Annotated in this window: 25 protein-coding genes; 12 read left to right on the top strand and 13 right to left on the bottom strand. The window is 71.8% G+C overall.

Annotated features, from left to right (window positions below):
* Positions 1 to 124 precede the first annotated feature (124 nt).
* Together ACJ9NR_RS37085 and ACJ9NR_RS37080 are read right to left on the bottom strand one after the other, a co-directional pair.
* Positions 125 to 1,786: a beta-1,3-glucanase family protein gene (locus ACJ9NR_RS37085; RefSeq protein WP_412492693.1), complete on the bottom strand. Its 1,662-nt coding sequence runs from the start codon at positions 1,784 to 1,786 to the stop codon at positions 125 to 127.
* 439 nt (positions 1,787 to 2,225) lie between these two features.
* Complete coding sequence (locus ACJ9NR_RS37080; protein ID WP_412492967.1) at positions 2,226 to 3,653, bottom strand: DHA2 family efflux MFS transporter permease subunit; 1,428 nt, start codon at positions 3,651 to 3,653, stop codon at positions 2,226 to 2,228.
* Positions 3,654 to 3,788: 135 nt separating this feature from the next.
* Here ACJ9NR_RS37080 and ACJ9NR_RS37075 point away from each other — a divergent pair, with 135 nt between their 5' ends.
* A complete protein-coding gene (locus ACJ9NR_RS37075) occupies positions 3,789 to 4,220 on the top strand; it encodes a MarR family winged helix-turn-helix transcriptional regulator (RefSeq protein WP_412492692.1) in 432 nt (143 codons plus the stop codon).
* Positions 4,221 to 4,372: 152 nt separating this feature from the next.
* Positions 4,373 to 4,804 carry a universal stress protein gene (locus tag ACJ9NR_RS37070; protein ID WP_412492691.1) on the top strand — a complete coding sequence of 144 codons (432 nt, stop codon included), beginning with the start codon at positions 4,373 to 4,375 and terminating at the stop codon, positions 4,802 to 4,804.
* A 219-nt stretch (positions 4,805 to 5,023) separates the two neighbouring features.
* Here ACJ9NR_RS37070 and ACJ9NR_RS37065 read toward each other — a convergent pair whose 3' ends face one another.
* Positions 5,024 to 5,770, bottom strand: a complete 747-nt coding sequence (locus tag ACJ9NR_RS37065) for an SOS response-associated peptidase (RefSeq protein ID WP_412492690.1) — start codon at positions 5,768 to 5,770, stop codon at positions 5,024 to 5,026.
* A gap of 699 nt (positions 5,771 to 6,469) precedes the next feature.
* Entirely contained in the window at positions 6,470 to 7,351 is an 882-nt protein-coding gene (locus tag ACJ9NR_RS37060) for an SDR family oxidoreductase (protein WP_412492689.1), read from the bottom strand.
* An 87-nt stretch (positions 7,352 to 7,438) separates the two neighbouring features.
* On the opposite strand from ACJ9NR_RS37060, the gene ACJ9NR_RS37055 reads away from it, so the two are divergent.
* Positions 7,439 to 8,017, top strand: coding sequence for a TetR/AcrR family transcriptional regulator (locus ACJ9NR_RS37055; protein ID WP_412492688.1), 579 nt, complete (start codon positions 7,439 to 7,441; stop codon positions 8,015 to 8,017).
* Between the two features lie 143 nt (positions 8,018 to 8,160).
* Positions 8,161 to 8,904 carry an SAM-dependent methyltransferase gene (locus ACJ9NR_RS37050; RefSeq protein WP_412492687.1) on the top strand — a complete coding sequence of 248 codons (744 nt, stop codon included), beginning with the start codon at positions 8,161 to 8,163 and terminating at the stop codon, positions 8,902 to 8,904.
* A 204-nt stretch (positions 8,905 to 9,108) separates the two neighbouring features.
* Here the strand turns inward: ACJ9NR_RS37050 and ACJ9NR_RS37045 are convergent, their stop codons facing one another.
* The 3 genes from ACJ9NR_RS37045 to ACJ9NR_RS37035 are packed head-to-tail and all read right to left on the bottom strand — an operon-like array spanning position 9,109 to position 11,527.
* Positions 9,109 to 9,774 carry a response regulator gene (locus ACJ9NR_RS37045; RefSeq protein WP_412492686.1) on the bottom strand — a complete coding sequence of 222 codons (666 nt, stop codon included), beginning with the start codon at positions 9,772 to 9,774 and terminating at the stop codon, positions 9,109 to 9,111.
* Complete coding sequence (locus tag ACJ9NR_RS37040) at positions 9,771 to 10,982, bottom strand: sensor histidine kinase (protein WP_412492685.1); 1,212 nt, start codon at positions 10,980 to 10,982, stop codon at positions 9,771 to 9,773. Before ACJ9NR_RS37040 ends, ACJ9NR_RS37045 begins: the two co-directional genes overlap by 4 nt.
* 2 nt (positions 10,983 to 10,984) lie before the next feature.
* A complete protein-coding gene (locus tag ACJ9NR_RS37035) occupies positions 10,985 to 11,527 on the bottom strand; it encodes a hypothetical protein (protein ID WP_412492684.1) in 543 nt (180 codons plus the stop codon).
* A gap of 177 nt (positions 11,528 to 11,704) precedes the next feature.
* Between ACJ9NR_RS37035 and ACJ9NR_RS37030 the strand changes: the two genes are divergently transcribed.
* Positions 11,705 to 12,412, top strand: a complete 708-nt coding sequence (locus ACJ9NR_RS37030; protein WP_412492683.1) for a Clp protease N-terminal domain-containing protein — start codon at positions 11,705 to 11,707, stop codon at positions 12,410 to 12,412.
* A gap of 280 nt (positions 12,413 to 12,692) precedes the next feature.
* Here the strand turns inward: ACJ9NR_RS37030 and ACJ9NR_RS37025 are convergent, their stop codons facing one another.
* Positions 12,693 to 14,015 (bottom strand): phosphatase PAP2 family protein, encoded by a 1,323-nt coding sequence (locus ACJ9NR_RS37025; RefSeq protein ID WP_412492682.1) that lies wholly within the window; start codon positions 14,013 to 14,015, stop codon positions 12,693 to 12,695.
* A gap of 808 nt (positions 14,016 to 14,823) precedes the next feature.
* On the opposite strand from ACJ9NR_RS37025, the gene ACJ9NR_RS37020 reads away from it, so the two are divergent.
* The 4 genes from ACJ9NR_RS37020 to ACJ9NR_RS37005 all read left to right on the top strand — a co-directional run bounded on the left by ACJ9NR_RS37020 (position 14,824) and on the right by ACJ9NR_RS37005 (position 20,383).
* Positions 14,824 to 16,041: a glycoside hydrolase family 3 N-terminal domain-containing protein gene (locus ACJ9NR_RS37020; protein ID WP_412492681.1), complete on the top strand. Its 1,218-nt coding sequence runs from the start codon at positions 14,824 to 14,826 to the stop codon at positions 16,039 to 16,041.
* A 306-nt stretch (positions 16,042 to 16,347) separates the two neighbouring features.
* Entirely contained in the window at positions 16,348 to 17,256 is a 909-nt protein-coding gene (locus ACJ9NR_RS37015; protein ID WP_412492680.1) for a glycoside hydrolase family 16 protein, read from the top strand.
* A gap of 420 nt (positions 17,257 to 17,676) precedes the next feature.
* Positions 17,677 to 18,591, top strand: a complete 915-nt coding sequence (locus tag ACJ9NR_RS37010) for an AurF N-oxygenase family protein (RefSeq protein ID WP_412492679.1) — start codon at positions 17,677 to 17,679, stop codon at positions 18,589 to 18,591.
* Positions 18,592 to 18,739: 148 nt separating this feature from the next.
* On the top strand, positions 18,740 to 20,383 hold the full coding sequence (locus ACJ9NR_RS37005; RefSeq protein ID WP_412492678.1) for an FAD-dependent oxidoreductase: 1,644 nt from the start codon (positions 18,740 to 18,742) through the stop codon (positions 20,381 to 20,383).
* Positions 20,384 to 20,512: 129 nt separating this feature from the next.
* On the opposite strand, the gene ACJ9NR_RS37000 is transcribed toward ACJ9NR_RS37005, so the two are convergent.
* Complete coding sequence (locus tag ACJ9NR_RS37000; RefSeq protein ID WP_412492677.1) at positions 20,513 to 20,929, bottom strand: ATP-binding protein; 417 nt, start codon at positions 20,927 to 20,929, stop codon at positions 20,513 to 20,515.
* A gap of 77 nt (positions 20,930 to 21,006) precedes the next feature.
* On the bottom strand, positions 21,007 to 21,153 hold the full coding sequence (locus tag ACJ9NR_RS36995) for a hypothetical protein (RefSeq protein ID WP_412492676.1): 147 nt from the start codon (positions 21,151 to 21,153) through the stop codon (positions 21,007 to 21,009).
* Positions 21,154 to 21,329: 176 nt separating this feature from the next.
* On the opposite strand from ACJ9NR_RS36995, the gene ACJ9NR_RS36990 reads away from it, so the two are divergent.
* Positions 21,330 to 22,916 (top strand): IS1182 family transposase, encoded by a 1,587-nt coding sequence (locus tag ACJ9NR_RS36990; protein WP_412492675.1) that lies wholly within the window; start codon positions 21,330 to 21,332, stop codon positions 22,914 to 22,916.
* A 59-nt stretch (positions 22,917 to 22,975) separates the two neighbouring features.
* Here ACJ9NR_RS36990 and ACJ9NR_RS36985 read toward each other — a convergent pair whose 3' ends face one another.
* The 3 genes from ACJ9NR_RS36985 to ACJ9NR_RS36975 all read right to left on the bottom strand — a co-directional run bounded on the left by ACJ9NR_RS36985 (position 22,976) and on the right by ACJ9NR_RS36975 (position 24,484).
* Complete coding sequence (locus tag ACJ9NR_RS36985) at positions 22,976 to 23,371, bottom strand: DUF2267 domain-containing protein (protein ID WP_412492674.1); 396 nt, start codon at positions 23,369 to 23,371, stop codon at positions 22,976 to 22,978.
* A gap of 177 nt (positions 23,372 to 23,548) precedes the next feature.
* On the bottom strand, positions 23,549 to 23,944 hold the full coding sequence (locus ACJ9NR_RS36980; protein WP_412492673.1) for a DUF2267 domain-containing protein: 396 nt from the start codon (positions 23,942 to 23,944) through the stop codon (positions 23,549 to 23,551).
* Positions 23,945 to 24,058: 114 nt separating this feature from the next.
* A complete protein-coding gene (locus tag ACJ9NR_RS36975; protein ID WP_412492966.1) occupies positions 24,059 to 24,484 on the bottom strand; it encodes an Hsp20/alpha crystallin family protein in 426 nt (141 codons plus the stop codon).
* A gap of 127 nt (positions 24,485 to 24,611) precedes the next feature.
* On the opposite strand from ACJ9NR_RS36975, the gene ACJ9NR_RS36970 reads away from it, so the two are divergent.
* Both ACJ9NR_RS36970 and ACJ9NR_RS36965 read left to right on the top strand, forming a co-directional pair.
* Entirely contained in the window at positions 24,612 to 25,274 is a 663-nt protein-coding gene (locus ACJ9NR_RS36970) for a type III effector protein (protein WP_412492672.1), read from the top strand.
* A 217-nt stretch (positions 25,275 to 25,491) separates the two neighbouring features.
* Positions 25,492 to 26,796, top strand: a complete 1,305-nt coding sequence (locus ACJ9NR_RS36965; protein ID WP_412492671.1) for a phospholipase D-like domain-containing protein — start codon at positions 25,492 to 25,494, stop codon at positions 26,794 to 26,796.
* The last annotated feature ends 96 nt before the right edge of the window (positions 26,797 to 26,892 follow it).

The raw sequence follows: 26,892 nt of genomic DNA, 5'->3' as shown, positions 1-26,892 counted from the left end.
TCAGGTTGCTCTTCCCTGGTTCCGTGCGATCCCGGCCGGAACCAGGGAAGGGCAACCGGGCAACGCACCGGACCAGCCGGACTGCGCAGAAATCCGCATCGGCTGCCGTCCTGGCGCCGCAGCGTCAGCTGGTGAAGGTGAACCAGTTGATGTTGGTGAAGTCCGAACTGCTGCCCGAGAAGACCAGATAGACGTCGTGGACACCGGTGGCGGAGGCGACGATGTTGGCGGGCACCGTCTGCCAGTTCTGCCAGCCGCCGTTGTTGGCGAAGTCGATCTCGGCGATCTTCGTGCCGCCGGTGCTGTCGAGCCGCACCTGGACGGCGCCGCTGACGCCGGCGGCGGCACCCGAAGCCAGCCGGGCCTTGAACTGGTTCGGGGAGGCCGATCCGAAGTCGACGGAGGCGAACTTCAGCCAGTCGCCGTTCGATATGTAGCCCACGTCGCTGCCGCCTCCGGAGTCGGAGCAGCTCTCGGTGCTCGTTCCGCTCTGCGCCGCGTAGGACTCGGCCTGGATGGTGCTGTAGGCGCTGACGGTGCCCGAGCCCCCCGATCCACCGCCGGAACCGGAACCGGAGCCGGCCCCCAGGGTGACGGTCCAGGAGGTGGGCGCGCCGTCCTGGAGGTGCCCGTCGACGGGGGCCGAGCCGGTGGGGCCGACGTCGTCGTAGGGGAAGGCGTAGCCGATGCTGGCGTACTGGTGGACGAGCCGGGCGTAGTGGTTGGTGATCGGGTCCTGGTAGTACTGCGAGGGCGTGACGCCGTCGGGCTGGTTGTTGCCTCCGGAGACCAGCAGCGAGCTGCGGTTGAGGGCGGCGGCGAGCCGGGCGGCGATCGCCCCGCGTGCGTCCGCCCCGGAGTTGTAGAGGGGGCCGGAGGCGCAGCCGAAGATGTCGGCGGCGCTCGGCTTGGTGAACGGCACGCCGTTGGTGTTGAGGCCGGAGAAGACGATGGCGCCTCCGGAGACGGTCCCGGTGTAGGAACCGATGCTGCCCTGGCCGTTGATGGTCAGCGGGGTGGAGGCGTAGTGGCTCCAGACGCGGTTCAGGTAGTCGTCCCAGTAGCCGCCGAAGTCCACCGGCGAGTGCGAGGGCGACAGCACGCGCAGGACCGCGCCGGAGGAGTCGGTGACCACCAGCCTGTCCCAGGGGGCTCCGTCGGAGGCGTGCTGCGCCTGCAGGCCGGAGGCGATGGAGGCGAGGGCGCCGGAGGGCAGCGGACTGACCGACTGGCTGCCCGCGCTGCCGGTGCTGGCCATCGACACCGGCAGCGCGACCATGTCGACGTAGGAGATGTTGGCGTAGAGATTCGCGCTGTTGAAGGTGAACTCGCAGAACGTCCAGTTGGTGGCCCAGTTGGGGTCGGAGCTGACCAGGGCGGGCTGCACCACGCCGGGCACGGTGCCGGGGTTGACGAAGAACTGGAGCTTATTGCCGACCGAGAACCAGACACGTCCGCCGATGACGTAGTTGTTCAGGTTGACGGTGGTGGCGGCCGAACCGGAGGCGCCCAGCGGGATGGAGTAGTCGGCGATGGGCGTCACCGGGGACGAGGGGTTGGGCAGCCGGTTCAGGGCGCCGTTCGCCGAGACGAAGACCGGCCAGCCGCTGCTGTCGGTGCCTGAGATGTAGGCGTAGACGGTGTCGTGGCCGGAGTTGTTCGCCAGTCTCACCGGGAGCGAGGCTCCCGCTGCCGGCGCGGCGGAGGCCGACGGCGCGAACCGGGTGAGAGCGGCCGCGGCGGTGGCGGCGCCTGCCGTGGCCAGGAAGGAGCGTCGGGAAACCACAGGGGCCCTCCCGGGGGAATGGTGGCCCGTCAAACACGGGGCGGATGGGGGGTGTTGAGTCGTGTGGGGTTCTGTTCAGGTGACGTTATTGGACTGGACCAAATGGAGTCAAGGGTTCGTCAGCGGCCTGTGCCCCTGCCCCGACACCGCCGAACGGCGAGGGGACAGGCCCCCGTTCGCGGCCTCCTTCGAACCCGTCCGAAGGCCTCGCGGTCACGCCGGGCCGCCCGCGTCCGGACCCCGTACGGGCGCGGGCGAAGGGACCTGATTGAGAACCGGGAAGCGGGGCAGCCGCCAAGAGAGTGGAATGCGCGGGCCTGCGGCCACCCCCCGGCTGCGAAGGGCCCGCGCCGGTGGGTCCTTGCGGCGCACGGTGACAGAAGAGGCTCCCCCACCTCCAACCGGCCGCAAGGACCCCGTCCACCGGGGCCGCCATGGGTCACCGGGCGGCCTCGTGCCGGCGTCGCAGCCGGGCTGGACGCGGCGCACGGGAGGCACGGGCCGGGCGCGGGGTGCCGCCGCTCGCCGCGACGCGGGCGGGGCCGTCGGGGACGGTGAAGGCGAAGGCCGCGGTGAGGGCGGCGATCACCGCCAGGACCAGATAGGCGTGTTGGTAGGCGGTGACGGGCGGGGTGGCAACCGCCGCCGACGGGGTGCTCAGCACCAGGGCCGTGGTCACCACCGCCGGGGCGAGCGCCCCGCCGGTCTGGCGTACGACGGTGTTGAGCGTGGAGGCCTGCGCCAGGTCCCGCCGGTCGACGGTGGCGAGCGAGGCCACCGTCGTCGGCATGAAGACGCCCCCCATGGCGACGCCGAGCAGGAACATGCACACGCGGAAGGTCCACAGGCCGGTGTGCTGGTCGAGGCCCGCGAACAGCAGCAGGACACCGCTGACCCCGGCGAGGCCGCAGCCCACGATGACGCGGGGGCCGACGCGGGCGTAGAGGACACCGGCCACCTGGACGGTCAGCAGGACACCGAAGGCCTCGGGGAAGGTGCTGGTGCCGGAGTCCAGGGCGCTGCGGCCCTGCGCCTGCTGGAGGAAGAGCGGCCCGAGGTACATGGCGCCCAGGATCGGCACCAGGCCCACGAGGTTGATCAGGTTGGTGTCCCGGAAGAGCCGGTCGGCGAACAGACGGAGCTTCAGGAGGGGTTGGGCCGTGCGCAGCTCGAAGGCGACAGCCGCCGCGAGCAGGCCGGCGCCCAGGCCCAGGGTCGTCAGGACGGCCGCGGAGGACCACCCGCGGTTGGGCCCCTCGCAGATGCCGAACATCACCGAACCCAGCGCCGCGGCGCTCAGCAGCAGCCCGCCGAGGTCGAACCGCCCGGGCCGGTCGCCGTGGTGCCGGGCCAGGAACAGCACCCCGAACAGCGCGGCCGGCAGGCCCACGGGAACGTTGACGTAGAAGACCCAGCGCCAGGAGAGACGGTCCACCAGCAGCCCGCCGAGGATCGGGGCCACGGCGGGGGCGATCTGCTGCGGGATGATCATGTACCGGGATATCCGGACCTGGTCGGTGGAGTCGAAGGTGGCGAAGAGCATGGCGGCCGAAGCCGGGAACAGGACGCCGGCGGAGAGCCCCTGAGCCGCACGGAAGGCGACGAGCTGGGCCAGGTCGGCCGCCGCGCCGCACAGCAGCGACGAGCCGAGGAAGCCGGCCATGGCGGTGAGCAGCACACGCTTGGCGCCGAACCGTCCGACCAGCCAGGCGGAGGCCGGAATGGTCATGGCCAGGCAGACCGGATAGACCACGACCACCCCGTCCAGGGCGGCCGTGGTCAGCCGGAACTGACGGGCGATCGAGGGAAGCGCCACCGTGGTGATGGCTCCGTCGACGATCGCGATGAAGGTGACGCTGACGCACATGATCGGTACGACCAGGCGCTGACGGAGGCGGAAGGGGGCCAGGGGAAGGCGCGGAAGCGGGGACGGCAGCACATGCTGAGCATACTCACTATGTGCGGCCTCATAGAATCGGGTTTTCGGCGAACGAGGAGCGACATGGCAGTGCACGGCAGCAGCGACGTCCTGATCGACGAGCTGTACGAAACGACGCATCAGCTGCGCCGGTTCGTGGAGTCCCGGCTACGGACCGGCGGGGCGTCGATCGCCCGGCTGCGCGCGCTGCGCATGCTCGCCCGGGCGGAGAAGCCCCTGCGGATGCGGGACCTGAGCGAGATGACGGGCGTCGCCGCCCGCACCACGACCACGATCGTCGACAGCCTGGAACGTGACGGTCTGGTGGAGCGGGTACGCCACCCGCACGACCGCAGGGCGTTCCTGCTGCGCCTGACCGACAAGGGGACGATGCGCCACCGCGAGGCGGAAGAACTGGACCGGCTCGCCCTCGCGGAAGCGACGGCCGGACTCGGCGCCGACGACCGCACGCGGTTGAGGACCCTGCTCGCGCGCATCCGCGACGCCACGTCCTGAGACGTCCGCGCCGGTTCGTTCCGACGGGCCGGATGCGCGCGACGCGGCGCCCGGGAAGCTTCGGGACGTGCTGGATGTTGATCTCCACGACGCCGCTGCCGGCGTCATCGATCACGTGAAGATCTCCATGTCTTCCAGAAGGGCAACAGCTCATGTTCCAGCGCATCCTGGTCGCCGTCGATCCCAGCCCCGCCCGGTATTCCGCCCTGCGTCTCGCCGGGGAGATGGCCGAGTCGTCGGGCGCCGAGGTCCGAGTCCTGCACGTCGCCGCGTCCACCGCCTCGTTGGCCGCGGTCGTACCGCTCGAAAACGACGCCGAGGCCAAGGCCGTCCTCGACGAGGCCGTGACGATCCTGCGTGACCGGGGCGTCAAGGCCGAGGGCGTCCTGGCCAGAGGACTGACCGCCCAGATAGCCGCCACGATCTCCGAGTCGGCCGAGGAGTTCACGGCAGACCTCATCGTCCTGAGCCCTCATCACCGCGGATCCGTCGAGGCGTTCTTCAACCCGCGCGTCAGTGACGCCGTGGCGCACGCGAGCCGCACCGCGCTGCTGCTGGCCCCTGAGGACAAGACCACGGCCTGATCGCCGCACCTGGAGGAGTCGCGGGCGAGCGGCGGCCGGCCGGGCCGCCGCCGCTCCCCCACCCGCCGGCCGGCGCTGCCGCGAGCAGGCGCGCACCGCGCGGCCGGGCACGTGCGGTTCAGGTCCATGATGCCGCCCATGCCGTCGCCGTCCGGGCAGGAGCCGGCGGCGGGGGCCGTCGGTGGGGGTCGTCGGTGGGGGCGAGCCCGGCAGGCGGGCTCAGGAGGCGAGTTCGGCGAGGAGTTGAGGCCCGTTGTTGCGGACGTTGTTGACCGCGGTGGAGACGGGGCGGGCGTCGAGGTGTCCCCCGGCCGGCCGGTCCAGCAGGTTCCGCAGTTCGCCGGGGTCCTGGTGGCCGGGATCGAGCCAGGCGTCGTAGTGGTCGGGGGTGAGGGCGAGAGGCATGCGGGGATGGACGCGGCCGGCCGCGTCGGTGGCTTCGGTGGTGATGATGGTGCAGGTCATCAGCCAGGCGGCCGGGTCGTCGTCCTGCCGCACGGCCGGGTCGCGCCAGTACTCGTACAGGCCGGCGAGCGCCATCACCTGGCCGTCCTCCGGGTGGATGAAGTAGGGCTGTTTACGGATCCTGCCCGTACCGGGGTCCTCGGCCTGCTGCCACTCGTAGAAGCCGTCGGCGGGCAGCAGACAGCGGCGCTTGGCGAAGGCGCGCCGGTAGGCGGGCTTCTCGTGCACCGTCTCCACCCGCGCATTGATCATCCGTGCGCCGACCTTCATGTCCTTGGCCCAGGACGGCACCAGACCCCAGCGCAACGGCCGCAACTCCCGCTTCACAGTGGTGCTTGGGTTCCTGTCACCGCGCGGGGCGCGCTCGAGCACGGCCCACACCTCGTCGGTCGGGGCGACGTTCCAGCTCGGCGCGAGCACTTCTTCCGCGGGCAGCTCGGTCACCCGGAACAGCGGTGCCAGGTCCTGAGGGCTACGGGTGGCTACATATCGACCGCACATGCCGCCACTCTTCCACCACGGCCGCACCGCGCAACCCCCGTACGGCGCGCGTCAGAGGCGGGGCAACCGGCCCGGCGGCCGCCGCCGTCCGCGGTCGGGCCCCGGGCGCCCTGCCGGGTCCTGCGGACCCCGCCGGCTGGTTCCGACATCGGGCGACGCCGACTCCCCGCGTCGGCACGGCGGTTCGGGCGCGCGACCGGTCCCGCTGCCCCGCGGCTGCTGCCCGGCACCGTGCCGAGACCCGGACACCGGCGCCCGGACACCGCCGCCGGGACGTCGATGGCCGCCCCCGATGGCCGGACACCGGTGGCGGGGAACGCGCTCCGCCTCGGTGGCGAACCAGCGGTTGCCGTCGCCGTGGCGCGGCCGGCGACCGGCTGCGCGGTGCGGACCTGCCCGCCGAAGCCGGCCGGTGCCGCCTGCCACCGCGAGGTGCCGGCGCGGCCGACGGGGACGCCGGTCGCCGGGGCGTTCCCCACCGGGGATGCCGAGGCGCCAGTGCGATGAGCTGCTCCCGTACGTCGCCCTGATCGTGGGCGGGGACATGGCCGGCGGTTTTTCAGCAGCACACACGTGGCGTGCCACGCCACCGGTCGGCCCACGGACCGCCCGAATGAGGACCTCCCCCGGCGCAGACGGCATCGGTGGCGCCGAACCCGAGGCCGGGCCGGGGCCGGTGGCCCGTGACAGGCGTGTGCGTCAGGGCTGGAGGTGTTCCAGGTCCTCGAGAAGGCCGGGATGCGTCGGCTGCCATCCGAGGGCGTCGCGGGTGTGGGCGCTGGACGCCGGCTGGTCCATGGCGAAGATGGGGCCGAACGGGCCGAAGGTGTCCTGCGGAACCTCCCCGACCGGCAGGCCCAGCCGCCGGCCGATGACGGCCGCGATGTCCCGCACCGCGTCGCCCTCGTCACCGACGGCGTGCCAGGAGGTTCCGGCCGGTGCCGACTCGAGGACCAGCCGGAACAGGACCGCCGCGTCGAGCGCGTGCACCGCCGGCCAGCGCTGGGTGCCGTCGCCCGGGTGGCCGGCCACCCCGGTGCGGCGCGCCGCGTCGGCCAGGAGGCCGGCGAATCCGCCCTTGCCCTCGTTGTGGACCGTCCGCGGCATCCGGACGGCCATGCTGCGCAACCCGCGCGGGGCGAGGTCCAGCAGTGCCGTGACCGAACGGCCCCTGCCGCCCACGGGTCCGTCGGTCGGCAGCGGATCGGCCTCGGTGGAGGCGCGTCCCGGCACCCAGGGCGTGCCCGAGACCGTGACGATCGGGCGGTCGGTTCCGATGAGTTCCTGCCCCAGTGCGGTGAGAGCGGCGCTCTCCTCGGTGATGGCCCGCGTGAGCGCGTCCGGACTGCCGTAGTCGCGCCCGAAGGCCAGGCTGATCACGCCGTCGGCCTGCGCGGCACCGGCCCGCAGGACGTCGAGGTCGGCGAGGTCTCCGCGCAGCACCTTGGCGCCCGCGCGTTCGAGGGTCTGTGCGGAGCGGTCCGAGCGGGCCAGGGCGAGAACGGTGTGGTCGTGGCCGAGCAGTTCGGCGACGACGGCGGAACCGATGGTGCCGGTACCGCCGGTGACGAAGACGTGCATGAGCTCTCCCTGAAGTGATGGGACTGTTGTCCCATCACTGACCTTACACGGTGATGGGACAACAGTCCCATCGCTTATCCTGGTCCCATGGCCAGATGGCAACCAGGGGCGCCCCAGAGACTCGTCGTCGCGGCCGTCGACCTGTTCACCGAGCAGGGTTACGACGCCACCACCGTGACGCAGATCGCCGAGCGCGCCGGCGTCACCAAGAGCACCTTCTTCCGGTACTTCTCCGACAAGCGGGAGTTGCTGGTGGCGGGCCAGGAGACGCTCAGCAGGCTGCTCGCCGACGGCATCGCCGAGGCGCCCGAGGACGCCAGCCCTCTTCAGGCGGTGGCAGCCGGCCTCGAACGCGCCTCGAGCGCCATGGGGCCGGCCAACCGCGAACTCGGCCCCCGCCTCAAGGCAGCCGTGGCGGCCAGCACCGAACTCCAGGAACGCGACGCGCTCAAGAGCGTCGGCCTCGCCGCCGCCATGACAGCAGCGCTCGTCGCCCGCGGGGTCCCCGACGTGACGGCGCAGCTCGCGGGCGAACTGGGGGTCCTCGCGTTCAAGCGGGGCTACGCCCAGTGGTCCGAGAGCGATCGCGACGACGGGGAAGGACTCGCGCCCTACGCACTGGCAGCCCTCGAAGACCTGCGCGCGGCGACCTCGTCACTGGGCTGACCGTGCCGCCCCGGGCACTGACCGGTGCCGCCCTCGGCAGCCAAGTACCCCGCTCGCGACAGGAGTTCACCGCAGGTTTCGCAGGAGGAGCGCGCCGTCGTAAATGAGATGCGCGCACGCCCTGCCGTTGGCACGCTGCCCCGATGAATCGTGAACAGATCTCCCGCATCGCCCATGCCGAGCACCCGATCAAGTCTCCGCTCGGCGACGACTCCGTCCGCCGCCTGCTGGAACGCGCCCTTCCCACGGGCGAGGAGCGGGTGCTCGACCTCGGCTGCGGCGGAGGGGAATGGCTCCTGCGCGCCCTGGCCACGCGGCCGGGGGTGCGTACCGAGGGCGTGGACGTCTCCGAGGACGCGCTGGAGCAGGCGGCCGCCGCGGCGCGTGATCGCGGCCTGCGGGACCGCCTCGTCCTGCATCACCGGAAGGCCGAGGAGTTCGTGTCCGACAAGCCGTTCGACGTGGTTGTCAGCGTCGGGGCCGCACATGCCTTCGGCGGCCTGCTCCCCACCCTCGCGGCGGCGAGGAGCCACCTGGCCCCCGGCGGCCGCGTCCTGGTCGGCGACGGGTTCTGGGAGCGTCCTCCGTCGCAGGAGGCCGTCGAGATGCTCGGGGACTTCGCCGACCTGGCGACGACCGTGGAGCGGGTGGTCGCCGACGGCTGGACCCCCGTCGACGGGCACGTCAGCACCCGCGAGGAACTGGACGACTACGAATGGTCCTGCTGGGGTTCCCTGGCCGGATGGGCCCTGGACCACCCCGGAGACGCGGACGGCGCGCAGGCGCTGGAGACGGCCACGGTCCGGCGCACCGAGTGGCTGCGCGTGTACCGGGACACGTTGGGTTTCCTCTGCCTGGTCCTGCGCCGGAGTCCCGACTCCGCCTGAAACCGCCCACGCGCCTTCGGGCCCGGCCCGCCCGGGCCTCGGCTCCCCGAACCTCCGACGCAGGCCCGCCCGGCCCTCGGCTCCCCGAACCTCCGACGCGGTGGCGGGCGAGCCCACCCCTTGGACAGCGAGTCGCCTTGGACAGCGAGTCGCCGGACAGGGCCGCCTCGCGGGGCGGTCCTGCCCCTCGTCCCGCTTCGGCGGTCAGGCCAGACCCGCGGCGAGGGCGCGGCGGACGGCGTCGGCGCGGTCGCGGATGCCGGCCTTGGCGAACAGGTTGTTGATGTGGGTCTTGACGGTGGCCTCGCTGATGAAGAGCTGTTGGGCGATGGCCCGGTTCGGCAGGCCCTGGCCGATGAGGGTGAGCACCTCACGTTCGCGGGGGGTGAGGTCGGCGGGCAGCGCCTGTGCGGGTGTCGGCGGGCGGGTGCGGACGGTGGCCAGGAGGCGGTCCTGGACCTCGCGGTCGAGGACGGACTGTCCCGCGGCGGCGGCCCGGATCGCGCGGAGGATGTCCTGGCGTCCCGCGTTCTTCGTCAGATAGCCGCGGGCGCCGGCGCCCAGGGCGGCCAGGATCGAGTCGTCGTCGGCGAAGGTGGTGAGGACGACCACGGCGGTCTCCGGGTGCTCCTCGCTCAGCCGGCGGGTCGCCTCGATGCCGTCCACCACGGGCATGCGCAGGTCCATCAGGACGACGTCAACCGGTGCGGCGGCAACGGCGGCCAGGACTTCGCCTCCGTCCGCCGCGGCGGCGGTGACCTCGATGTCGTCGGACATGGCCAGTACGGCTGCCAGGGGCTCACGGACGGCGGCCTGGTCGTCGGCGACGATCACCGTCAATCGCCGCGGGTGCTCGGTCGGTTCACTCATCCCGGGATCACTGCCTCCACCTGCCAGCCGCCACGCCCCGGTCCCTCGGTGACCGGGCCGGCGGTGAGGGTGCCGCCCAGCAGGGCGACCCGTTCGCGCATTCCTATCAGGCCCATTCCGCTGCCGACGCCCGCGGCCGGCCTGCGGGTCGCGGGAGCGTTGCGGACCGTCAGTGTCGTCACCGCGGCGTCGAAGGCCAGCTCCACGCCGACCTCCCCGCCCGGAGCGTGCCTGGCCGCGTTGGTCAGACCCTCCTGTGCGATGCGCAGCAGGTTCTGGGTGACCCGCGCGGGCAGCTCACGCACGGTTCCGGTGACGGTGAGGACGTCCCGGTGACCCGAGGACTCGACCATCGCCGTGAGGCTCTCGAGCAGCGGGAGGGCGTCCTCGCGCAGGGTGTGGACGGTCCACTGGGCCCGCTTCAGGCTCTCCTTGACCATGCTGTGCGCCTTGTCGTTCGCGGCGCGGACCTTCTCCAGGTCTCCGGTGTCGATCAAGGCGTCGGCCAGTTCCAGCTGCATGTTGATCCCGGCCAGTGAGTGCGCCAGCACGTCGTGGACGTCCCTGGCGATACGGCTGCGCTCGGTGAGCACGGCGGTGCGGGCCTCGGCCCGGGCGGCCCGCTCGGCGGATTCGGCGGACTGGATCAGCGCCTCCACCGCGCGCTGTCTGCTGCGGCTGAGGATTCCCACTACGACCGGGAGGCCGGTGCTCAGACCGAGTGTCCAGGTCAGCTGTTCGTGACCGGGGCCGAGACGGAAGTACAGGACGGCGCCGCACGACAGGCTGCACAGGGCCGCGAGCGAGAGGGCCTGTTTGAGGGGGAGCCGGTAGCCGATGTGCCCGACCAGGAAGAACGCGAACAGGTAGCCGGGGCCGCTGCGGCTGACGCCGATCAGGGCGGCGGCCGCCACGACGCCGCCGGTCAGCCAGGCGAGGGCGACGCGGGAGGGGAACCTTGCCTCGGGCAGGTGCCGGGCCAGCAGGGCGACGGAGTTGACCGCGAGCAGTCCGGCCACCGCCAGGCCGCGGCCCTGCACTCCCAGCGGCCGGACGGTCGCGAAGGTGACGGCGAGGAGCCCGAGGGTGACAGCCCCGTGCAGGCGGGGGTCCTGGCGGGGCACACCCCGCGGGCCGGATCCCTTTTCCCGGGTCGGCCCGCGGGCGGGGAGGCTCTCGGATGCGGACACGGCGCGACCATAGCCCATGGTCAGGAGGTGCGGTCCAGCACCGCCGCGGGGCTCGGGCCCGTGGGGAGCCGCCGCTCGCGGTCGACCATGCGGCTGCGGACGAAGATCGTGGCCAGACGGGTGACCACCTCGGTCAGCGCCATGAGCACGAACGCGGCCACCCAGGCGTCGCCGGTGGTGATGTCATGGGTGGCGCTGAAGCGCGCCACGTCGTCCGCGCCGCCGTGGTCGACCCACACCTGGAAGACCATGCGCGCACCCATGCCGAGCACCCACAGGAGAGCGGAGACGGCGCCCGCCTTGATCAGGAGGTGTTCCCCGGCCGCGCGGATCCTGGTGCAGACGCCGCCGGCGACGCCGAGCGCCGCTCCGGCGGCGACCAGGGTGCCGATCAGCAGCGGGTCGTTGCCGGCGGTGGGCACGCTGCGCAGGTAGTGAGCGCCCACGAAGGCCACGATCCCCAGCGGGATCAGGTAGGACCTGAGGCTCAGGCGGTCCTCCTTCAGCTGCCGGAAGACGATGAGGACGAGGGCGATGTCGGTGATCCAGTCGGTCGTGGTCATGGGTCAATCGTGCTGATACGGGGCCTCGCACACCTGGACCCATGGGTGGAGGTACAGGTGGAGATCGCCGAGCGCCCGTCCCGGTCGGCCGGGCGCCGGGCGGAACCCCGGCAGGGCCTCCCGAGCGAGCGTCAATTACATATTGACGCCGACGCGTCGTCAATTTAAAGTTGACGCATGAGCCCACTCGACATCAGCCTCGCCGACCTGATCGCCCGGCTCGACGAGGAACTCCCCGACGCCGACGAACTGGCCCGAGTCAGCGAGGCGCGACTTCGCGCCCAGACGCTGTCCGATCTCGGTGACCAGCTCATCGACCACTACGTCAGCAAGGCCAAGCGGACCGGCGCGTCCTGGACCGAGATCGGCGACGCCATCGGCGTGTCCAAACAGGCCGCCCAGCAGCGCCACACACCCGCCGCCTTCCAGCGGTTCACCGACCTGAACCGGCACAGCATCGTGCTGGCGCAGGAAGCCGCCCGAACCCACAAGCACAACTTCATCGGCACCGAACACCTCCTGCTCGGCCTGCTCGGCGAACCGCGGGGCCTGGCGTATCAGGTGCTGGTGGCGAAGACCGGGTCGGAGCAGCGCATCCGCGACGCGATCGAGGAAGCGATGGCGCCGGCCGGCAAGAAGGCGCCGCGCGGTCACATTCCGTTCCGGCCGGAGAGCAAGGAGGCCATCGAGCAGACACACCGCGCGTCGGCCGGTCTCGGCCACGACTGGGTCGGCACGGAACACACCCTGCTGGGCCTGATCCGCACCGAGGAGAGCCCCGCCGCGCGGATCCTGCGCGCTCTCGGCTTCACGCCGGACGAGCTGGACGAGACGATCAGGACGGAGATCGAACTCGGACGGGGCAGGCCACCGCACACGAGGTGAGCGCCGCCGACCGGCGGAACGGACACCGAACGACGCGTGCCCGTGGCAAGGCAGCCCACGCCACGTCCACCCGTCCACACGTCCACCCGCTCCGCGAGACGGAGTGTCGCGGAGCGCACGCCTGCCGGAGACTGTCCGCAGGCCCTGCCGGCCGCATCGGGCGCCGGGTCGCTGTCCGGCGCCGGGTCGCTGTCCGGCGCCGGGTCGCTGTCCGGCGCCGGGTCGCTGCGGGCCCGGCCTTCCGCACTCCCGGACAGTGGTCGAGGCCGGCCGGGCGCCGTCAGATCAGCTCGGGGCGCGGGGCCGGCCGCGGGACGGACACCACCGTGACCGGCTCCCAGGACGCGGTGGTCCGTACGTAGGCGTAGACGACCGAGAGCATGGCCAGCAGGAGGAGAGGGCCGGCCAGCCAGGGCTGTCCGGCCATCTCCAGCGGCAGATAGCGGTAGGACACCAGGAGCGCGGCGCAGACGGCCGCTCCGCAGGTGACCAGCCGGACCCCCGAGCGGTTCCAGCCGTGGTCGTAGGCGCGTAGGGCCGCCTCGACCGTGAGCGAGAACACCACGCCGGCGATGAGGTCGGCGCCGTAGTGGTAGCCGAAGCCGAGCGTGGCGGCGAGGGTCGCGATCAGCCAGAAGGTGCCGGCGTGGCGCAGCGCGGGCGGCCCCTTGCGGGAATGGATGAAGATGGCGGTGGCCCACGCGGTGTGCAGGCTCGGCATGCAGTTCCGCGGGGTGAAAGCGTCGAACGGCATGTGGTGCGGGGCACCGATCGGGGTCGGCGTCCGCGGCCACAGGTCGGCCACGGCCCAGGGCGCGCTGGGCTGCATGTGCGGCGCCCACAGAGCGATCCCCTCCCAGTGCTCGGCGCCGGTGCCGTAGGCGAAGACCGGGCCGACCACCGGGAAGACCATGTAGAAGACCGGCCCGAGGAGACCGATCACGAGGAACGTGCGCACCAGGTGATGGCGGGGGAAGCGGCCTTCGGCGGCCACGTGACGCAGTTGGTACAGCGCGACGACGACCGCGGCCACCGGGAGCTGGCCGTAGACGAAGTCGAGGAAGTTGAAGCCGATGGGGCCGGAGGCGGTGACGATCCGTCCCAGCATCCAGGACGGGTTGCCCAGCGCGTGGTCGGCGGTCGCCACGTACTGGTCGAGCACCATGGGGCGGGTCCTGGCGGTGAGGAACAGCCAGGCATCACCGGTCTTGCGGCCCGCCACCAGCAGCAGGGCCAGTCCGACGCCCTTCAGCAGCAGGGCGCGTTCCCGGCCGGTGCGGCGGATGACGGCGTAGACCGCACAGCCCAGGATCACCCACAGCGCGCCGTTGCCGAAGGGGTGGCCGTGCGTCACCTTGATGTCGGCCAGCCGGCGCACCCCCCAGAAGACGACGTCGACGCCGATCGCCGCGCCCAGCGCGACGAACCGCTGCCGCCAGGTGAGCACCACCATCATCAACGCCATGCCGGCGTACAGCAGACCGCCCGATTTCGGCGGGAATATCACCTCTCGCGCCTGAGTGGTGAGAGGTCCCGGGAGGCCGTAGTGGCGTACGGCGAATTCCAGCGCTATGAGGAATCCGAGAACCGCGACCGCCGCCACGGCCCAGAGTCTGGCCTGTGGTTGACGCCGTCTGTGTATCAATTCCGACCGCTTCACTAGATGCTAGATACTGGTCATGCCACCCACCCGTCCGCCTCGCCCCTCCCCACCCCTTCCGCCCCTCCGTGCAGGATGGATGAACCACCACCGGGGTTCCCGAGCGGTTCCGGCCTCGTCGCAGCCCGGTTCACCGGGCGTAACCGGCGGAGGCGGGCACATGGGACGCGGCGGGCCTGCCCGGTGTACTCGGCGTACACGACGTACCGAACGGGCTCGGCGTGCGCGGGGCCGCTAAGGGCCGGCCGGGGGAGGCGTGTGCCGCGCGTGCCTGCGCACCCCGGCCGCCGCGCCCGCGATCCGGATCAATCGCCCCATACTGTGAGTCACCTTTGCCCCCTAGATCGGTTGAGCGAAACACAGCGAATCTGTGCAGGTCAATAGAGATGCGACGGTGATCACTCAGCGTGCCGGAGGGCGCGCACCGGGACGCAGGCCCGGCACCGCGGCCCATCCGCGGCCTGCGGGGCCCGAAGACCGGGCACGGGACGGGATCCGGGGAGGGGGACTTCGTCCAGCTCCGGCCGACGGGTGCGGAAGAGCGCGCTCCGGCAGGCAGGCGCGGGAATCGCGCTCCGGCAGGCAGGCGCGGGGGACGACCGGGCCGGCAGACTCGCAGAACACGGAACAGGCGCCCGCGGAGGCGCGCGTCGCCGATTGGAAGTACGTTTCTCGGACGGAACGAGTGATCGTCGTCGGCGGTCGCGCACGGGGTGTCCGCACCGCCCCGGGCGCGCCGCGAGGGACTTCCATGAAACCTCAGCAGTCGCCGAAACAACGCCCGAAGAGGATGCGGGCCCTGTGGCCCGTGCCCATGGTGACGCTCTCGCTGGCGGCCACGGGCCTGGCAGGCGCTTGCACGTCACACGCGGCTGTCGAACCGGACGCGCCTGCCCCCACCGCCAGGAACGCGGCCGCGGCCTGCGTCGACAAGGTCTTCGGGGCGATGACGGGCCCCCAACGCGTCGGCCAGCTCTTCATGGGCGGCGTCTCCCCGTCCAAGCCCGATCCGCGGAAGATCCAGCTCATGCGCCGGTACCACGTCGGGGCGGTGTTCCTGGCGGGACGCAGCAACGCGGGCACGACGGCGAACAGGGCCTTCGTCGACGGCCTCCAGGCGAAGGCGGACACGGCGGCGGGACGGCGCGTTCCCCTGCTGGTCTCCACCGACCAGGAGGGCGGCCGCGTACAGGTGCTGTCCGGGCCGGGGTTCTCGGCCATGCCGAGCGCTCTGGTCCAGGGCGGCTGGTCGACGTCGTACCTGCGCGGCCGGGCCGCCGTCTGGGCCCGGCAGCTCAGGGCGGCCGGCGTGAACCTGAACCTCGCGCCCGTCGCCGATGTCGTCCCCGCCGCCCTGGGCAGGAGCAACGCCCCGATCGGCCGCTACGACCGCGAGTTCGGCCATACGGCGGCGGCGGTGACCCCCCACAGCGACGCGTTCGCCGCCGGCATGGCCCAGTCGAAGGTCCTGGCCACGCTCAAGCACTTCCCGGGTCTCGGCAACGTCCGCGGCAACACCGACACCACGGCGGACGTCGTGGACTCGGTCACGACGAGGACGAGTTCGAGCCTGGCCCCGTTCCGCTCGGGGATCAAGGCCGGCGCGCCCCTCGTCATGGTCTCCTCCGCGACCTACAGCAGGATCGACCCCGCGCATCGCGCCGTGTTCTCCTCCGCGGTGATCCAGGACCTGCTCCGCAAGGACTTCGGCTTCAAGGGCGTCGTCATCTCGGACGACCTGGGCCGGGCGGTCGCCGTGCAGGCGGTGCCCCCGGCCGACCGGGCCGTGGACTTCCTGTCGGCGGGCGGGGACCTGGTGCTGACCGTGGAGCCGGACCTGATCCCGGCCATGGCCGACGCGGTGCGGACCCGGATGGCGCAGAACGCGGCCTTCCGCGCGCGGGTGGACCAGAGCGTCCACCGCGTCCTCACGGCGAAGCAGCAGGAGGGTCTGCTGACCTGCGGCTGAACTCGCCCTCCGGGCGCTGTCGGCCGGTTCCCGGCGGCGCCGGCGCGGCCTGCCGGTGCGGCCTGCCGGTGCGGCCTGCCGGTGCGGCCTGCCGGTGCGGCCTGCCGGTGCGGACGCCGGAGCATCGGCGTCCGGTTCCACGGCCTCCCCGGGTATGGCGTCGCCCGGTCCGGCGAGCGAGGATGTTCCTTCGCGACGACGTGACCCTCGTGCCTCCTCCGGGACGGCGCCCGGGACAGGTGGCCCCCGCGCGGCCTTCGGCGGGAGGACGGACACGGCCGGCAGCTGAGCATCGAGGAGCCTGGGATGGGTTCGCACGCGGCGCCGCACCACAGGAAGCGGGGCCTGCTTCTGTCCGCGGGGCTCCTGCTCGTCGCCGGACTGCTGTGGCTTCCACGGGCCGACGCGGCACCGGCGTCCGCCGACGCCTGTCACACGACGAGCGCGCGTCTGCCCCGGGGCGACTGCGGGCCCTTCTGGCAGGTCCTCGCGGAGGACTTCAACGGCGACCGGGTCCCGCTCGGCTCCTTCAGCGACTGTGACCACAACGTCGACACCTCGGGTGCCTACTGCGCGGGACTGAAGGGGAAGTTCCGTGACAACTGGTGGGCCTACCCGACCGGTTGGCGCGACACGGCCAACAGCCGGGGTCGCGACGTGGTGGGGGTGTACCACCCGGAGGACACGGTGAGCGTCGGTCCGGCGGCGGACGGCGACGGGAGGATGTTCATCCGGATGTGGCGGCCCGCCGACGGAGGCCCGGTGCATGCCGCCGCCGTCGTACCGCGCGCGGTGATGCAGATGACCTACGGCAAGTACAGCGCGCGCATCAAGGTGACGAAACCGGCACCCGGCTACAAATCGGCCTGGCTGCACTACGGCAACGACGGTTGCGAGATGGACCACCCCGAGGGCAATTGGACGGGCCCACTCACCGCCTTCCACCATCCCTGCGGCGGCGGGCGGCAGGACTCCTTCCCCGGCAGCGACGACTGGACGCACTGGCACACCGTGTCCACCGAGTGGACGCCGGGGATGGTGCGCTTCTTCGTCGACGGGCGGGAGATCGGCCGGGACACGCGGGGCGTGCCGGACAGCCCCCTGTCGTGGGTGATGCAGAACGAAAGCGCCCTGGAGGGGCCGGGAGCGGCACCCGGGAGCAGCGCGCAGCTCGAGATCACCTGGGTGGCCGCGTACGCGTACGGCTGGGGCTGACCAGGCCGGTACCGGTGCGGCTCAGCCCTGACGTGCGGGCCGCGGGCATTCGCGCACAGAACCTCCTTACTCATGGGTAGGCACGCCCCCACGGCTTGTTATACATTGCGTCTAACAAGGGCTGTGGCGCCACCAGCGCCCGCCGCCCGGCCACGGCTGCCCTGGCCACGGCTGCCCTGGTCACGGAAGTCCTGGCCACGGAAGTCCCGGCCGCCATCGGACCGGTCACCACCGGACCGATGCACCGCGCGAGCACCGGCGGGGGCCTGCGATGTCCGCCGGGCAGGCGTGGATCCGGGCGGTCGTCCCGGGCCTCCGACCGGCCCTCGCCCACGATCCCCCGCGCACCAAGCGGAGCGATCACACGCACCCCGCAGAGAACGGACGTGGGTCCGTCATCCGAGCTGAGGAGTTGGGAGCATGGCAAGCAGCACGACCCATCCGGACGCAGAGACCGCCGCACCGAGCGGCGGCGTCGCCGGCCGGCTGCTCGACTCGTCCGCGAAGCTCTCCTACGACCCCCTGACGGAGGTGGACTGGCAAACGCCCCTGGACAAGGACTTCCACGGCGCCAGCCCGGAGTGGAGCACGCTGTACGGGACCTCGTACTGGGATGAGCTCACCGAGGCGCAGCGAAAAGAGCTGACGCGGCACGAGGCCGCCTCGGTCGCCAGCACCGGCATATGGTTCGAGATGATCCTCCAGCAGCTCATCCTGCGTGACGTCTACGCCAAGGACCCCGGCGACGACAGGGTCCAGTGGGCGTTGACCGAGATCGCCGACGAGTGCCGGCACTCGATCATGTTCGCTCGCGGGGCGAGGAAGCTGGGGGCACCGGCCTACCGGCCGCACCGTGTGGCGGTCGAACTCGGCCGGGCGTTCAAGACCCTCGCGTTCGGCGAGGCCGCCTACGCGGCGATCCTCGTGGCCGAGGAGGTCCTGGACGTGATGCAGCGCGACTGGATGCGCGACGAGCGCGTCGTCCCCTTCGTGCGCACCATCAACAACATCCATGTGGTGGAGGAGTCCCGCCACATGAAGTTCGCCCGCGACGAGACGCGCAAGAACCTCGCGAAGGCGGGACGGATACGCCGGCACCTCCACGCCTTCGTGATCGCGGTCGCCGCGTACGTCATCGTCACGAGCATGGTGAACAAGGCCGTGTACGCCAACGCCGGACTGGATCCGAAACGGGCCCTGGCGGCGGCGCGGTCCAACGAGCACCACAAGGCGATGATGCGCTCCAGCTGCTCCGGACTGATGGACTTCCTTGCCTCCGCCCGGCTCCTGACCAAGCCGGCCCTCGCCTTCTACAAGCGAGCCCACCTCATCTGACCCGCGCCTCGTCCGACGCACGCCCCATCCTGCCCGCGCCTCGTCCGACGCGCGCCCCATCCTGCCCGCGCCTCGTCCGACGCGTGCCCCATCCGACCCGCGCCCCATCCGACCGACCAGGCCCGCCGAGCCGATCAGAGCGGACACCATGCCCTACGTCATCACCCAGACCTGCTGCAACGACGCCACCTGCGTCGCCGTGTGCCCGGTCAACTGCATCCATCCGACGCCGCAGGAAAGGGCGTTCGGCAGCACCGACATGCTCCACGTCGACCCCGCGGCCTGCATCGACTGCGGAGCGTGCGCCGACGCCTGTCCCGTGGACGCGATCCACCCGGCGGACGAACTCACCGGCGCGCAGGAGGCGTACGTGGCGATCAACGCCGCCTACTACGCCGACGCTCCGCCGCCCCGGCCGGCCGCGGGCAGCCCCAATTTCCACGCCTGGGACGAGCCCGCCTTCACCCGCACACTGCCGGCCGACTTCCCCCGGCTGCGCGTCGCGATCGTCGGCACCGGGCCGGCCGGCATGTACACCGCCCAGGACCTGCTGCTGCACACCGGCGCCGAAGTCACCCTGATCGACCGGCTCCCCGTCGCCGGCGGCCTGGTGCGCTACGGCGTGGCCCCCGACCACCCCACCACCAAGAAGGTCGGCGAGACCTTCGCGCGCCTCCACCGCCATCCCCGGGTACGCATGCTGCTGGGGGTCCGGGCCGGCGAGGACGTGAGCGCCGAGGAGATCGCCGCCCACCATGACGCCGTCGTGTACGCGGTGGGCGCCTCCGGCGATCGACGGCTCGGCGTTCCCGGCGAGGACCGGCCCGGCAGCCTCGCGGCCACGACCTTCGTCGCCTGGTACAACGCCCACCCCGACATCGCTCCCGACGCCGTCGACCTGTCCGCCGAGCGCGTCGTGGTGGTCGGCAACGGCAACGTCGCGCTCGACGTCGCCCGCATCCTGGTCGCCGACCCCGACGCACTCGCCGCCACCGACATCGCCGACCACGCTCTGCGGGCACTGCGTGACAGTGCCGTGCGCGAGGTCGTGCTCCTCGGCCGCCGCGGCCCGGCGGACGCCGCCTGCACCCGGCCCGAACTGCTCGCGCTGACCCGGCTGCCCGGTGTGGAGCTGGTCGTCGACGACCATGACCCCCGCACCGCCGAAGCCATCGACACGGCCGCCCCCGACGGCATCGCCGCCGTGCTGCGCGGCGTGTCCCGTACGGCGGTGGAGTGGTCACGTCCGCCGGGACCGGGCCGGCGCATCGTGCTGCGCTTCCACTCCGCACCCGAGGAGCTGATCGGCGAGGAGGACACCGCGGCGATCCGCGCCGTGCGGGTCACCGGTACGGCCGGGCACAGCCTGATCCCGGCCGGGATGGTGCTCCGGGCGATCGGCTACCAGGGCACGCCGGTGGCGGGACTGCCCTTCGACGAGTCCTCCGGCACCGTCCCGCACGAGAACGGAAGGGTGGCCGGACTGCCGGGGACGTACGTGGTGGGCTGGATCAAGCGTGGCTCGCAGGGCGGGATCGGCGCCAACCGGGTGTGCGCCGCGGAGACCGTCGGCACGCTGCTCTCCGACGCCGTCGCCGGCGCCCTGCCCACGCCCGCCTTCTCCGCCAAGGCGTTCGCACGGCTCGCGCGCCGGCGCAGCCGGCATGTGGTGGACGCGCGCGGGATGGCATCCATCGAACGCGCGGAACTGTCCCGGGGGCGACGGGTGGGCAGGCCGCGCAGCAAACTGGCCACGCTGCCGGAGCTGGTGACGGCTTCCCGGCGCGGCTGACGCCGCGCGCCCCCTGTCCCTCTGTCCCCCTGCCTGTCCTGCCCGTCCTGCCCGTCCCGCCTGCCCTGCGGATGGCGGCATCTCTCCCGGGCCGACACAGCCGGTCGGGTGCTCCGCCGGCCTCGGTACTCAAGCACCGGGCGCGCGGAAGCACGCGCTGACTGCCTTTCCGTGGGGGCAGGGGCGCGACTCCCACGTGTCGGCCACCGCGTCCACGAGGAACATCCCCCGCCCGCCGAGGCGTTCGGCGCTCGCCTCGCGTGGCGTGGGCAGATCGCTGGAGCTGTCGTGCACGGAGACGTGCAGGCAATGCTCGTCACAGGTCATCACCAGCTGGGCGCTGCTGTGGGCGTGCCGGTGCGCGTTGGTCACCAACTCGGAGACGGTGAGCAGTACGGCGTCCACCGTCTGCGGAGCAGTCGTGGTCCAGCCCAGCGTCTCCAGATGCTCACGCGCCCAGTCCCGGGCCGTTTTGACCTCGCAGTCCAACGGCAGCGTGCGGGCCCAGCCCACTGCCCGCAGCGACGAACCTTCCACCACGATCATCCCCGTTCGACAGAGTGTGCCGGTCAACCCGCGCCCGGTCGCTGCGACCAGGCCGCGCGCGTGTGTGGCGCGAGTGGTCAGCGGCGGCCACGAAGTTTGCCCAGCAGACGCTGGGCCTGGGCCCGGCGACGCGGGTCGGCAGCGGCTCGGCGCGCCTGTTCGGCCGCGCGCCGCCCCTGGGGACTCCTGGCGAACTCCTTGATGCGCTCCATCATGCCGGGCATGACGCTCCCTTCCTCGGAACAGCGTGTCGCTGCTCCTCCGGTTACCCCCGACGCGTCGCCTCAGCCCTGTCACCCGGCTTCCCCCGGTCTGTCGCGCCGCCCGCTGCCTAGAAGGCTGCTGAAAATCTTTTGCGTTTTGGCCCCGGCTTGGTGGAGTCGGGGCCAGTCTTGTAGGCATGCAGGGGGAGTGGGCCGGGGAGATGGTCGGGCCGGATGTGTGGGAGACCTGCCGGGAGTTGGTCCCGGCGGGCAGTGTGTTCGCGTTCCTGGCCGAGCACCGGGAGGTGCTGTTCCCGCTGGGGATGTTTGCGGATATGTACCCCTCGTCCAACGGCCGTCCGAGTCTGCCGCCGCAGGTGCTGGCCGCCACGGTGGTGCTGCAGAGCCTGCACGGGCTGTCGGACTTCGAGACGGTCCAGGAACTGCGGTGTGACCTGCGCTGGAAGGCGGCCTGCGGGCTCGGCCTGTACGACACCGCGTTCGATCCGTCGCTGCTGACGTACTTCCGGCGCCGGCTGCGTCACTCAGCCGATCCGACGCGGATCTTCACCAAGGTCAAAGAGGTCGTGGCCGCGACCGGCGTGCTCAAGGGCAGGCAGCGGCGCGCTTTGGACTCCACCGTCCTCGATGACGCGGTGGCCACCCAGGACACCGTCACCCAGATCATCTCCGCCGTCCGACGGGTGATCCGCGAGGTCCCCAGGGGCGGGGAGACCGCGGCGCAGTGGTGCTGCGCGCACGATTACACCGACCCGGGCAAGCCGAGGATCTCCTGGGACGACGAGGCCGCCCGTGCCACGCTGGTCGACGCGCTGGTCACCGACGCGATCAACCTGCTCGGGCACCTGCCCGAGCAGGAACTGGGCGAGAAGGCGGCGAACGCGGTGGGCCTGCTGGCCCTGGTCGCGGGCCAGGACGTGGAGCCGGCCGAGGACTCCGACGGACGCGACGGACGCTGGCGCATCGCCCAGCGCACGGTCGCGGACCGGACCGTGTCCACCGTCGATGCGGACGCACGCCACATCCACAAAAACCGCACCCGCCACCAGGACGGCTTCAAAGGGCATGCGTCCTTCGAGCCGGAGACCGGGCTGTTCACCGCGGTTGCCCTCACCAGCGGCTACGGCTCTGACAGCCACGAGGCCGCTGTCGCCTGCGATCTGCTGGCCGAGGAGGACGAGGGCCAGGAGTTAACCGTGCTCGGCGATTCCGCCTACGGAACCGGCGACCTGCGCGCCCGGTTGCAGGCCGACGGCCACACTCTGGTGATCAAGCCGCCACCGCTGCGGCAGGCCGTCCCCGGCGGCTTCACCATCGATGACTTCCTCATCGATGCGGTGTCCGGCACCGCCACCTGCCCGGCCGGACACACCGCCAACCTCGGACAGGTCAAAGCGGACGGCGCCCGCACCGCCCAGTTCAAGCGCGTGTGCAGCAACTGCCCCCTGCGCGGACGCTGCACCACCTCCAAGACCGGACGCAACATCAACGTCCACCCCCGGCACGAACTGCTCACCGCAGCCCGCCACCAGGCTGCCACCGACCCCGCCTGGCAGGACGAATACCGCAGATGGCGGCCTCCAGTCGAACGCGCCATCGCCTGGCTGGTCGCCAAGGGAAACCGACGAGTCCCCTACCGCGGCGCCATCGCCAACAACCTCTGGCTCCACCACCGCGCCGCCGCCCTCAACCTCCGCCGACTGATCAACCTTGGACTCACCAGAGGCAACGGCAACTGGCACCTCATCCCAGCCACCACATAGCGAAAGGGCCGCCCGGCCCACAGCCGGACAGCCCCTCAACCAAGATTTTCAGCAGCCTTCTAGGCGGCCTGGGTCAGTTCGGCGCGGCCGAACAGAATCGCGTAGCCGGAGGGCAACTGACGCAGGATGCGGGTGAGCAGGTCGGGTCCGGTCAGGGCGGCGACGACGGAGAGGACGGAGCCGGTGTCCCAGCGGGTGGTGGCCAGGGGGGCGCCGCTGCGGGCGGCAAGGTCCTTGACGAAGGCCCAGCCCGTGAGCGCCTGGGTGTCGGGGATCTGTTCGGTGAGGATGCGCGCGGCTTCGCGGGGCAGGCGGGCGGCCAGCTCGACACGTTCGTCGCCGGTCAGCCTTCGGCCGAGGCCGGCGAGGACCAGGCGGACGGATTCCTCGGCCCGTTCCCGGGTGGGGTAGGCGCCTTCGTATCGGACCTTCTCCAGCATCTGCTCGTACGTCATCACGGGAACGTGCTGGAGCGGTGCATGCCGGTCGGACATCACTGCGGTGTTGCCTTTCTGCCGCGGGCGGTCGTGGTGGGTGTGGGTGTGGAGTGTGGGTGTGGGGTGTGGGTCTGGGGTGTGGGTCTGGGGTGTGGGTCTGGGGTGTGGGTCTGGGGTGTGGGTCTGGGGTGTGGGTCAGGCGGGCATGGGATGGCCGAAGAGCAGGTCGTAGCCTGCGGGGAGCTGGAGCAGGATCTGCCCCAGCAGGTCCTGGTCGACGGCGTCGGCCACCGTGCTGAGCACGGCGCCGACGTCCCAGGCCGCGGTCTGCTCGGTGGCGCCCTCGATCCAGGCCGCCGTCGCTCGCACGAACCGCTCAGGCGAGAGGGGCTCGGCGCTTTGCAGCGGGTTGAGCAGGATCAGGGCGAAGTCTTCCGGCAGGCGCGCCGCCACCTGGGCGCGTACGCCGCCGACCAGGTGCGCGCCCAGTAGAGCGAGAACGACACGGGCCGCGCGGTCCGCTTCCCGGCGGCTCGGGTACTCGCCGCGTTCCTGCACCCGGTCGAGGAACGCTTCCCGTCGCAGGGTCACCTCGCCGCCCCCTTTCACGCGTTTCGCAGGAGCATGCGTTCCGCAGGATCTTCGGCTTTCGTCGTCTTCGGCCTTCGTCGTCCGGGCCTCGTACTGCAGCCCTCGTCGTCCGGCTCAGCCGGAGATCTTCTTGCGGTCGGAACCACCGCTGAGGGCGATCTTGCGGGGCTTGGCACGCTCGGCGATCGGGATACGCAGGGTGAGGACACCGGCGTCGTAGTCGGCCCGGATGTGTTCGGTGTCCAGCGTGTCGGCCAGCACGAGCCGGCGGGAGAAGACGCCCAGCGGCCGCTCCGACAGTTCCATCTTCACGTCGTCGGCCCCGGGCCGGCGTTCGGCCCTGACACTCAGCGTGTTCCCTTCGACGTCGATGTCGATCGCCTCCGGGCTGACGCCGGGGATGTCGAAGGCCAGCACGTACTCGTCACCCTCGCGGTAGGCGTCCATCGGCATCGGGGCCGGCCGTGACCAGGTGCCCGAGCCCATCAACTGCTGGGCCAGACGGTCGAATTCGCGGAAGGGATCGGTGCGCATCAACATCGTGAAACACCTCCAGCGGGTATTGGGCAGTTGCTGCCAATGCGCCTCACGGAAACCGTTGTAGCATGTCATCGAATGGATGACAAACCCGACGTCATCCGAACGATGACGCACGAGGGAGGTGCCCATGCCCGCAGCCGACCAGCCGACCGCATCCAGCACCGACAGCCGCAGTCCGGCCTCGCTCCTCGCCGCCGCGGCTGCCCTGCAGGCCATCGACGACGCCCTGCGCGATGCCCAGCGCGAGGCGCCGGACCTCCCCGGGGCGGCGGACACCGGCCCCGGCCCGGAGCAGGCCCTCGCCTCCCTGCTGCTCCTGCGGCAGGTGCGTGAGCAGCTCGCCGCATGGGAGACCGGCCTGATCGAGACGGCCCGCCACGCGGGAGCCAGCTGGGCCGACCTCGCCCATCCCCTCGGCGTCGCCAGCCGCCAGGCCGCCGAGCGCCGGTATCTGCGCAACCGGCCGGGCCCCGCCGGGACCACCGGCGAACAACGCGTCCAGGCCACCCGCGAGCGCCGCGCCGCCGACCGTACAGCCGCCGCCCGGGCCCGCCGCAACGCCGCCGGGCTGCGCCGCATCGCCGGCCAGATCGCCGCCCTCACCGACCTTCCGTCCGCCGCCCGCCGCCCCCTCGACCGGCTCAACGCCGCGCTCGCCGACGACGACCCCGCCGCCCTCATCGACCCGCTGAGCGCCGCACGTCCTCACCTCAGGACCACGCACCCCGATCTCCTCGCCCAACTCGACACGCTCACCACCGACGCCACCGGCCCGGGCCACCCCGGCTGAACCGGGCACGGCGGCCTCTCGGGGCGGGTGACGGCGAGTTCGGCGAGGAGTCCGGCGCCGTCGTCCCGCGGCCGGTGGCGTGCGGTCACTCACACAGCGCACGGAATAGCCCGATACGACCAACTCAGGATGACGTTCCGGCCTCCCCGGGGACAGTCATCTCACCTCGGCGACCCGTGCCCCCGCTCGCCCCACCGCACTCACGAAAGCGCTGCCGATGACCCGTACGCCCGTGGGGCCACGCCTGTTCCGATGTCTCCGTGCCACCCCCTCCGTCGCAGCGGCCCTGCTGTCGCTCGTGTTCGCGCTCCTCGTCGGCCAGGCGACACCGGCGGCCGCCGCACCCGTCAAACCGGTGATCAACGGGCCGGTGTTCAACGACCCGCTGGGCACGGCGGAGCAGCAGGAGGCGATCTTCACGCAGCTCATTCGGCTGATCGACGCCACACCAGCCGGGCAGCAGATCCGCGGCTCGATGTACGAGTTCAACGACCTGGCCGTGGCGAACGCCCTCCTCGCGGCCAACTCCCGTGGTGTCGCCGTCAAGCTCGTCGTCGACGACTCCACATACGTGGGCGGCGACGGTGCCGAATACACCAACCCGGCTTATCAGGCCCTGAAGTCCGGGCTCGGGACCGATGACTCGGCCCGGTCCTGGGTCGTCGTGTGCGACGACGGGTTCGAGGACGCGGACGGCGTGGACGACGTCAGCCGCGGCTGCCTGAGCGTGGCCCCTCCCGGACCCGCCTACGCCCACAACAAGTTCTTCCTCTTCTCCCGGATCGGGCCCTTCGACGACGGCACGAGCTACTCGAAGGTCGTCTTCCAGACCTCCTCCAACCTCGGCGACTGGTACAAGGTCGAGTCCTTCAACGACTCGGTCACCTTCGCCGACAGCGCGGTGTACAACGGCTACGTCACCTACCACGAGATGCTCCGCAAGGGGCGCTACCTCGCCGGCGGCGACAACCACGCCTACTTCTCGACCCCCACCGGCTCGACCTACCGGGCCTTCTTCTTCCCACGCGGTGACACGTCGTACCACAACCCGGCCACCGACACGATCGTCGGCGTGCTGAACCAGCTCAGCTGCTCCTACACCGGTGCGGACGGCAAGAAGCACCAGACCGACGTCCGCATCGTGACGCACAGCTTCCTCGGCTCCCGCAGCCAGGTCGCCGACAAACTGGCCCAACTGCGCGGCCAGGGCTGCTGGATCGACATCATCTACGCCGAGACCGATTCGGCGATCACCAGCCGGCTGGACGCCGCCGGCATCCAGCACCGCAGATGCCGCATCCCCAACGGCCCGGGCATCGACGTGCGTCCGCACAACAAGGAGATGCTGATCGACGGCGCCTTCGACGGCGACATCACCCCCCGGGTCTACACCGGCAGCGCGAACATGACCGGGTCGTCGCTGCGCTCGGCCGACGAGGCGGTCGTACGGATCGCCAGCGCGTCCTACCACTCCAAGTACCTGAGCACGTTCTACAAGATCCGCACCGCCTGCGGCGGATGAGCCGCAGGCGCCGCCGGACCGGCCGGCACGGTCCGGCGGCGCCGGTGGCCGGCCGGTGAACCCCGGGCCCCGGCCACCGCACCCGTTCGAGGGTCC

This window comes from Streptomyces sediminimaris (assembly GCF_047049295.1).
In the GTDB taxonomy this organism is placed as follows: Bacteria; Actinomycetota; Actinomycetes; order Streptomycetales; family Streptomycetaceae; genus Streptomyces; species Streptomyces sediminimaris.
Note: the sequence above shows the minus strand (reverse complement) of the source record. Positions and strands in the feature narration are given on the sequence as shown.

What these genes read in the sequence shown, in the direction of transcription:
- ACJ9NR_RS37080 (WP_412492967.1), bottom strand. Translation starts at nt 3,653, where the DNA reads ATGTGCGTCAGCGTCACCTTCATCGCGATCGTCGACGGAGCCATCACC.
- ACJ9NR_RS37075 (WP_412492692.1), top strand. Translation starts at nt 3,789, where the DNA reads ATGGCAGTGCACGGCAGCAGCGACGTCCTGATCGACGAGCTGTACGAA.
- ACJ9NR_RS37070 (WP_412492691.1), top strand. Translation starts at nt 4,373, where the DNA reads ATGTTCCAGCGCATCCTGGTCGCCGTCGATCCCAGCCCCGCCCGGTAT.
- ACJ9NR_RS37065 (WP_412492690.1), bottom strand. Translation starts at nt 5,770, where the DNA reads ATGTGCGGTCGATATGTAGCCACCCGTAGCCCTCAGGACCTGGCACCG.
- ACJ9NR_RS37060 (WP_412492689.1), bottom strand. Translation starts at nt 7,351, where the DNA reads ATGCACGTCTTCGTCACCGGCGGTACCGGCACCATCGGTTCCGCCGTC.
- ACJ9NR_RS37055 (WP_412492688.1), top strand. Translation starts at nt 7,439, where the DNA reads ATGGCCAGATGGCAACCAGGGGCGCCCCAGAGACTCGTCGTCGCGGCC.
- ACJ9NR_RS37050 (WP_412492687.1), top strand. Translation starts at nt 8,161, where the DNA reads ATGAATCGTGAACAGATCTCCCGCATCGCCCATGCCGAGCACCCGATC.
- ACJ9NR_RS37045 (WP_412492686.1), bottom strand. Translation starts at nt 9,774, where the DNA reads ATGAGTGAACCGACCGAGCACCCGCGGCGATTGACGGTGATCGTCGCC.
- ACJ9NR_RS37040 (WP_412492685.1), bottom strand. Translation starts at nt 10,982, where the DNA reads ATGGGCTATGGTCGCGCCGTGTCCGCATCCGAGAGCCTCCCCGCCCGC.
- ACJ9NR_RS37035 (WP_412492684.1), bottom strand. Translation starts at nt 11,527, where the DNA reads ATGACCACGACCGACTGGATCACCGACATCGCCCTCGTCCTCATCGTC.
- ACJ9NR_RS37030 (WP_412492683.1), top strand. Translation starts at nt 11,705, where the DNA reads ATGAGCCCACTCGACATCAGCCTCGCCGACCTGATCGCCCGGCTCGAC.
- ACJ9NR_RS37020 (WP_412492681.1), top strand. Translation starts at nt 14,824, where the DNA reads ATGAAACCTCAGCAGTCGCCGAAACAACGCCCGAAGAGGATGCGGGCC.
- ACJ9NR_RS37015 (WP_412492680.1), top strand. Translation starts at nt 16,348, where the DNA reads ATGGGTTCGCACGCGGCGCCGCACCACAGGAAGCGGGGCCTGCTTCTG.
- ACJ9NR_RS37010 (WP_412492679.1), top strand. Translation starts at nt 17,677, where the DNA reads ATGGCAAGCAGCACGACCCATCCGGACGCAGAGACCGCCGCACCGAGC.
- ACJ9NR_RS37005 (WP_412492678.1), top strand. Translation starts at nt 18,740, where the DNA reads ATGCCCTACGTCATCACCCAGACCTGCTGCAACGACGCCACCTGCGTC.
- ACJ9NR_RS37000 (WP_412492677.1), bottom strand. Translation starts at nt 20,929, where the DNA reads ATGATCGTGGTGGAAGGTTCGTCGCTGCGGGCAGTGGGCTGGGCCCGC.
- ACJ9NR_RS36995 (WP_412492676.1), bottom strand. Translation starts at nt 21,153, where the DNA reads ATGCCCGGCATGATGGAGCGCATCAAGGAGTTCGCCAGGAGTCCCCAG.
- ACJ9NR_RS36990 (WP_412492675.1), top strand. Translation starts at nt 21,330, where the DNA reads ATGCAGGGGGAGTGGGCCGGGGAGATGGTCGGGCCGGATGTGTGGGAG.
- ACJ9NR_RS36985 (WP_412492674.1), bottom strand. Translation starts at nt 23,371, where the DNA reads ATGACGTACGAGCAGATGCTGGAGAAGGTCCGATACGAAGGCGCCTAC.
- ACJ9NR_RS36975 (WP_412492966.1), bottom strand. Translation starts at nt 24,484, where the DNA reads ATGTTGATGCGCACCGATCCCTTCCGCGAATTCGACCGTCTGGCCCAG.
- ACJ9NR_RS36970 (WP_412492672.1), top strand. Translation starts at nt 24,612, where the DNA reads ATGCCCGCAGCCGACCAGCCGACCGCATCCAGCACCGACAGCCGCAGT.
- ACJ9NR_RS36965 (WP_412492671.1), top strand. Translation starts at nt 25,492, where the DNA reads ATGACCCGTACGCCCGTGGGGCCACGCCTGTTCCGATGTCTCCGTGCC.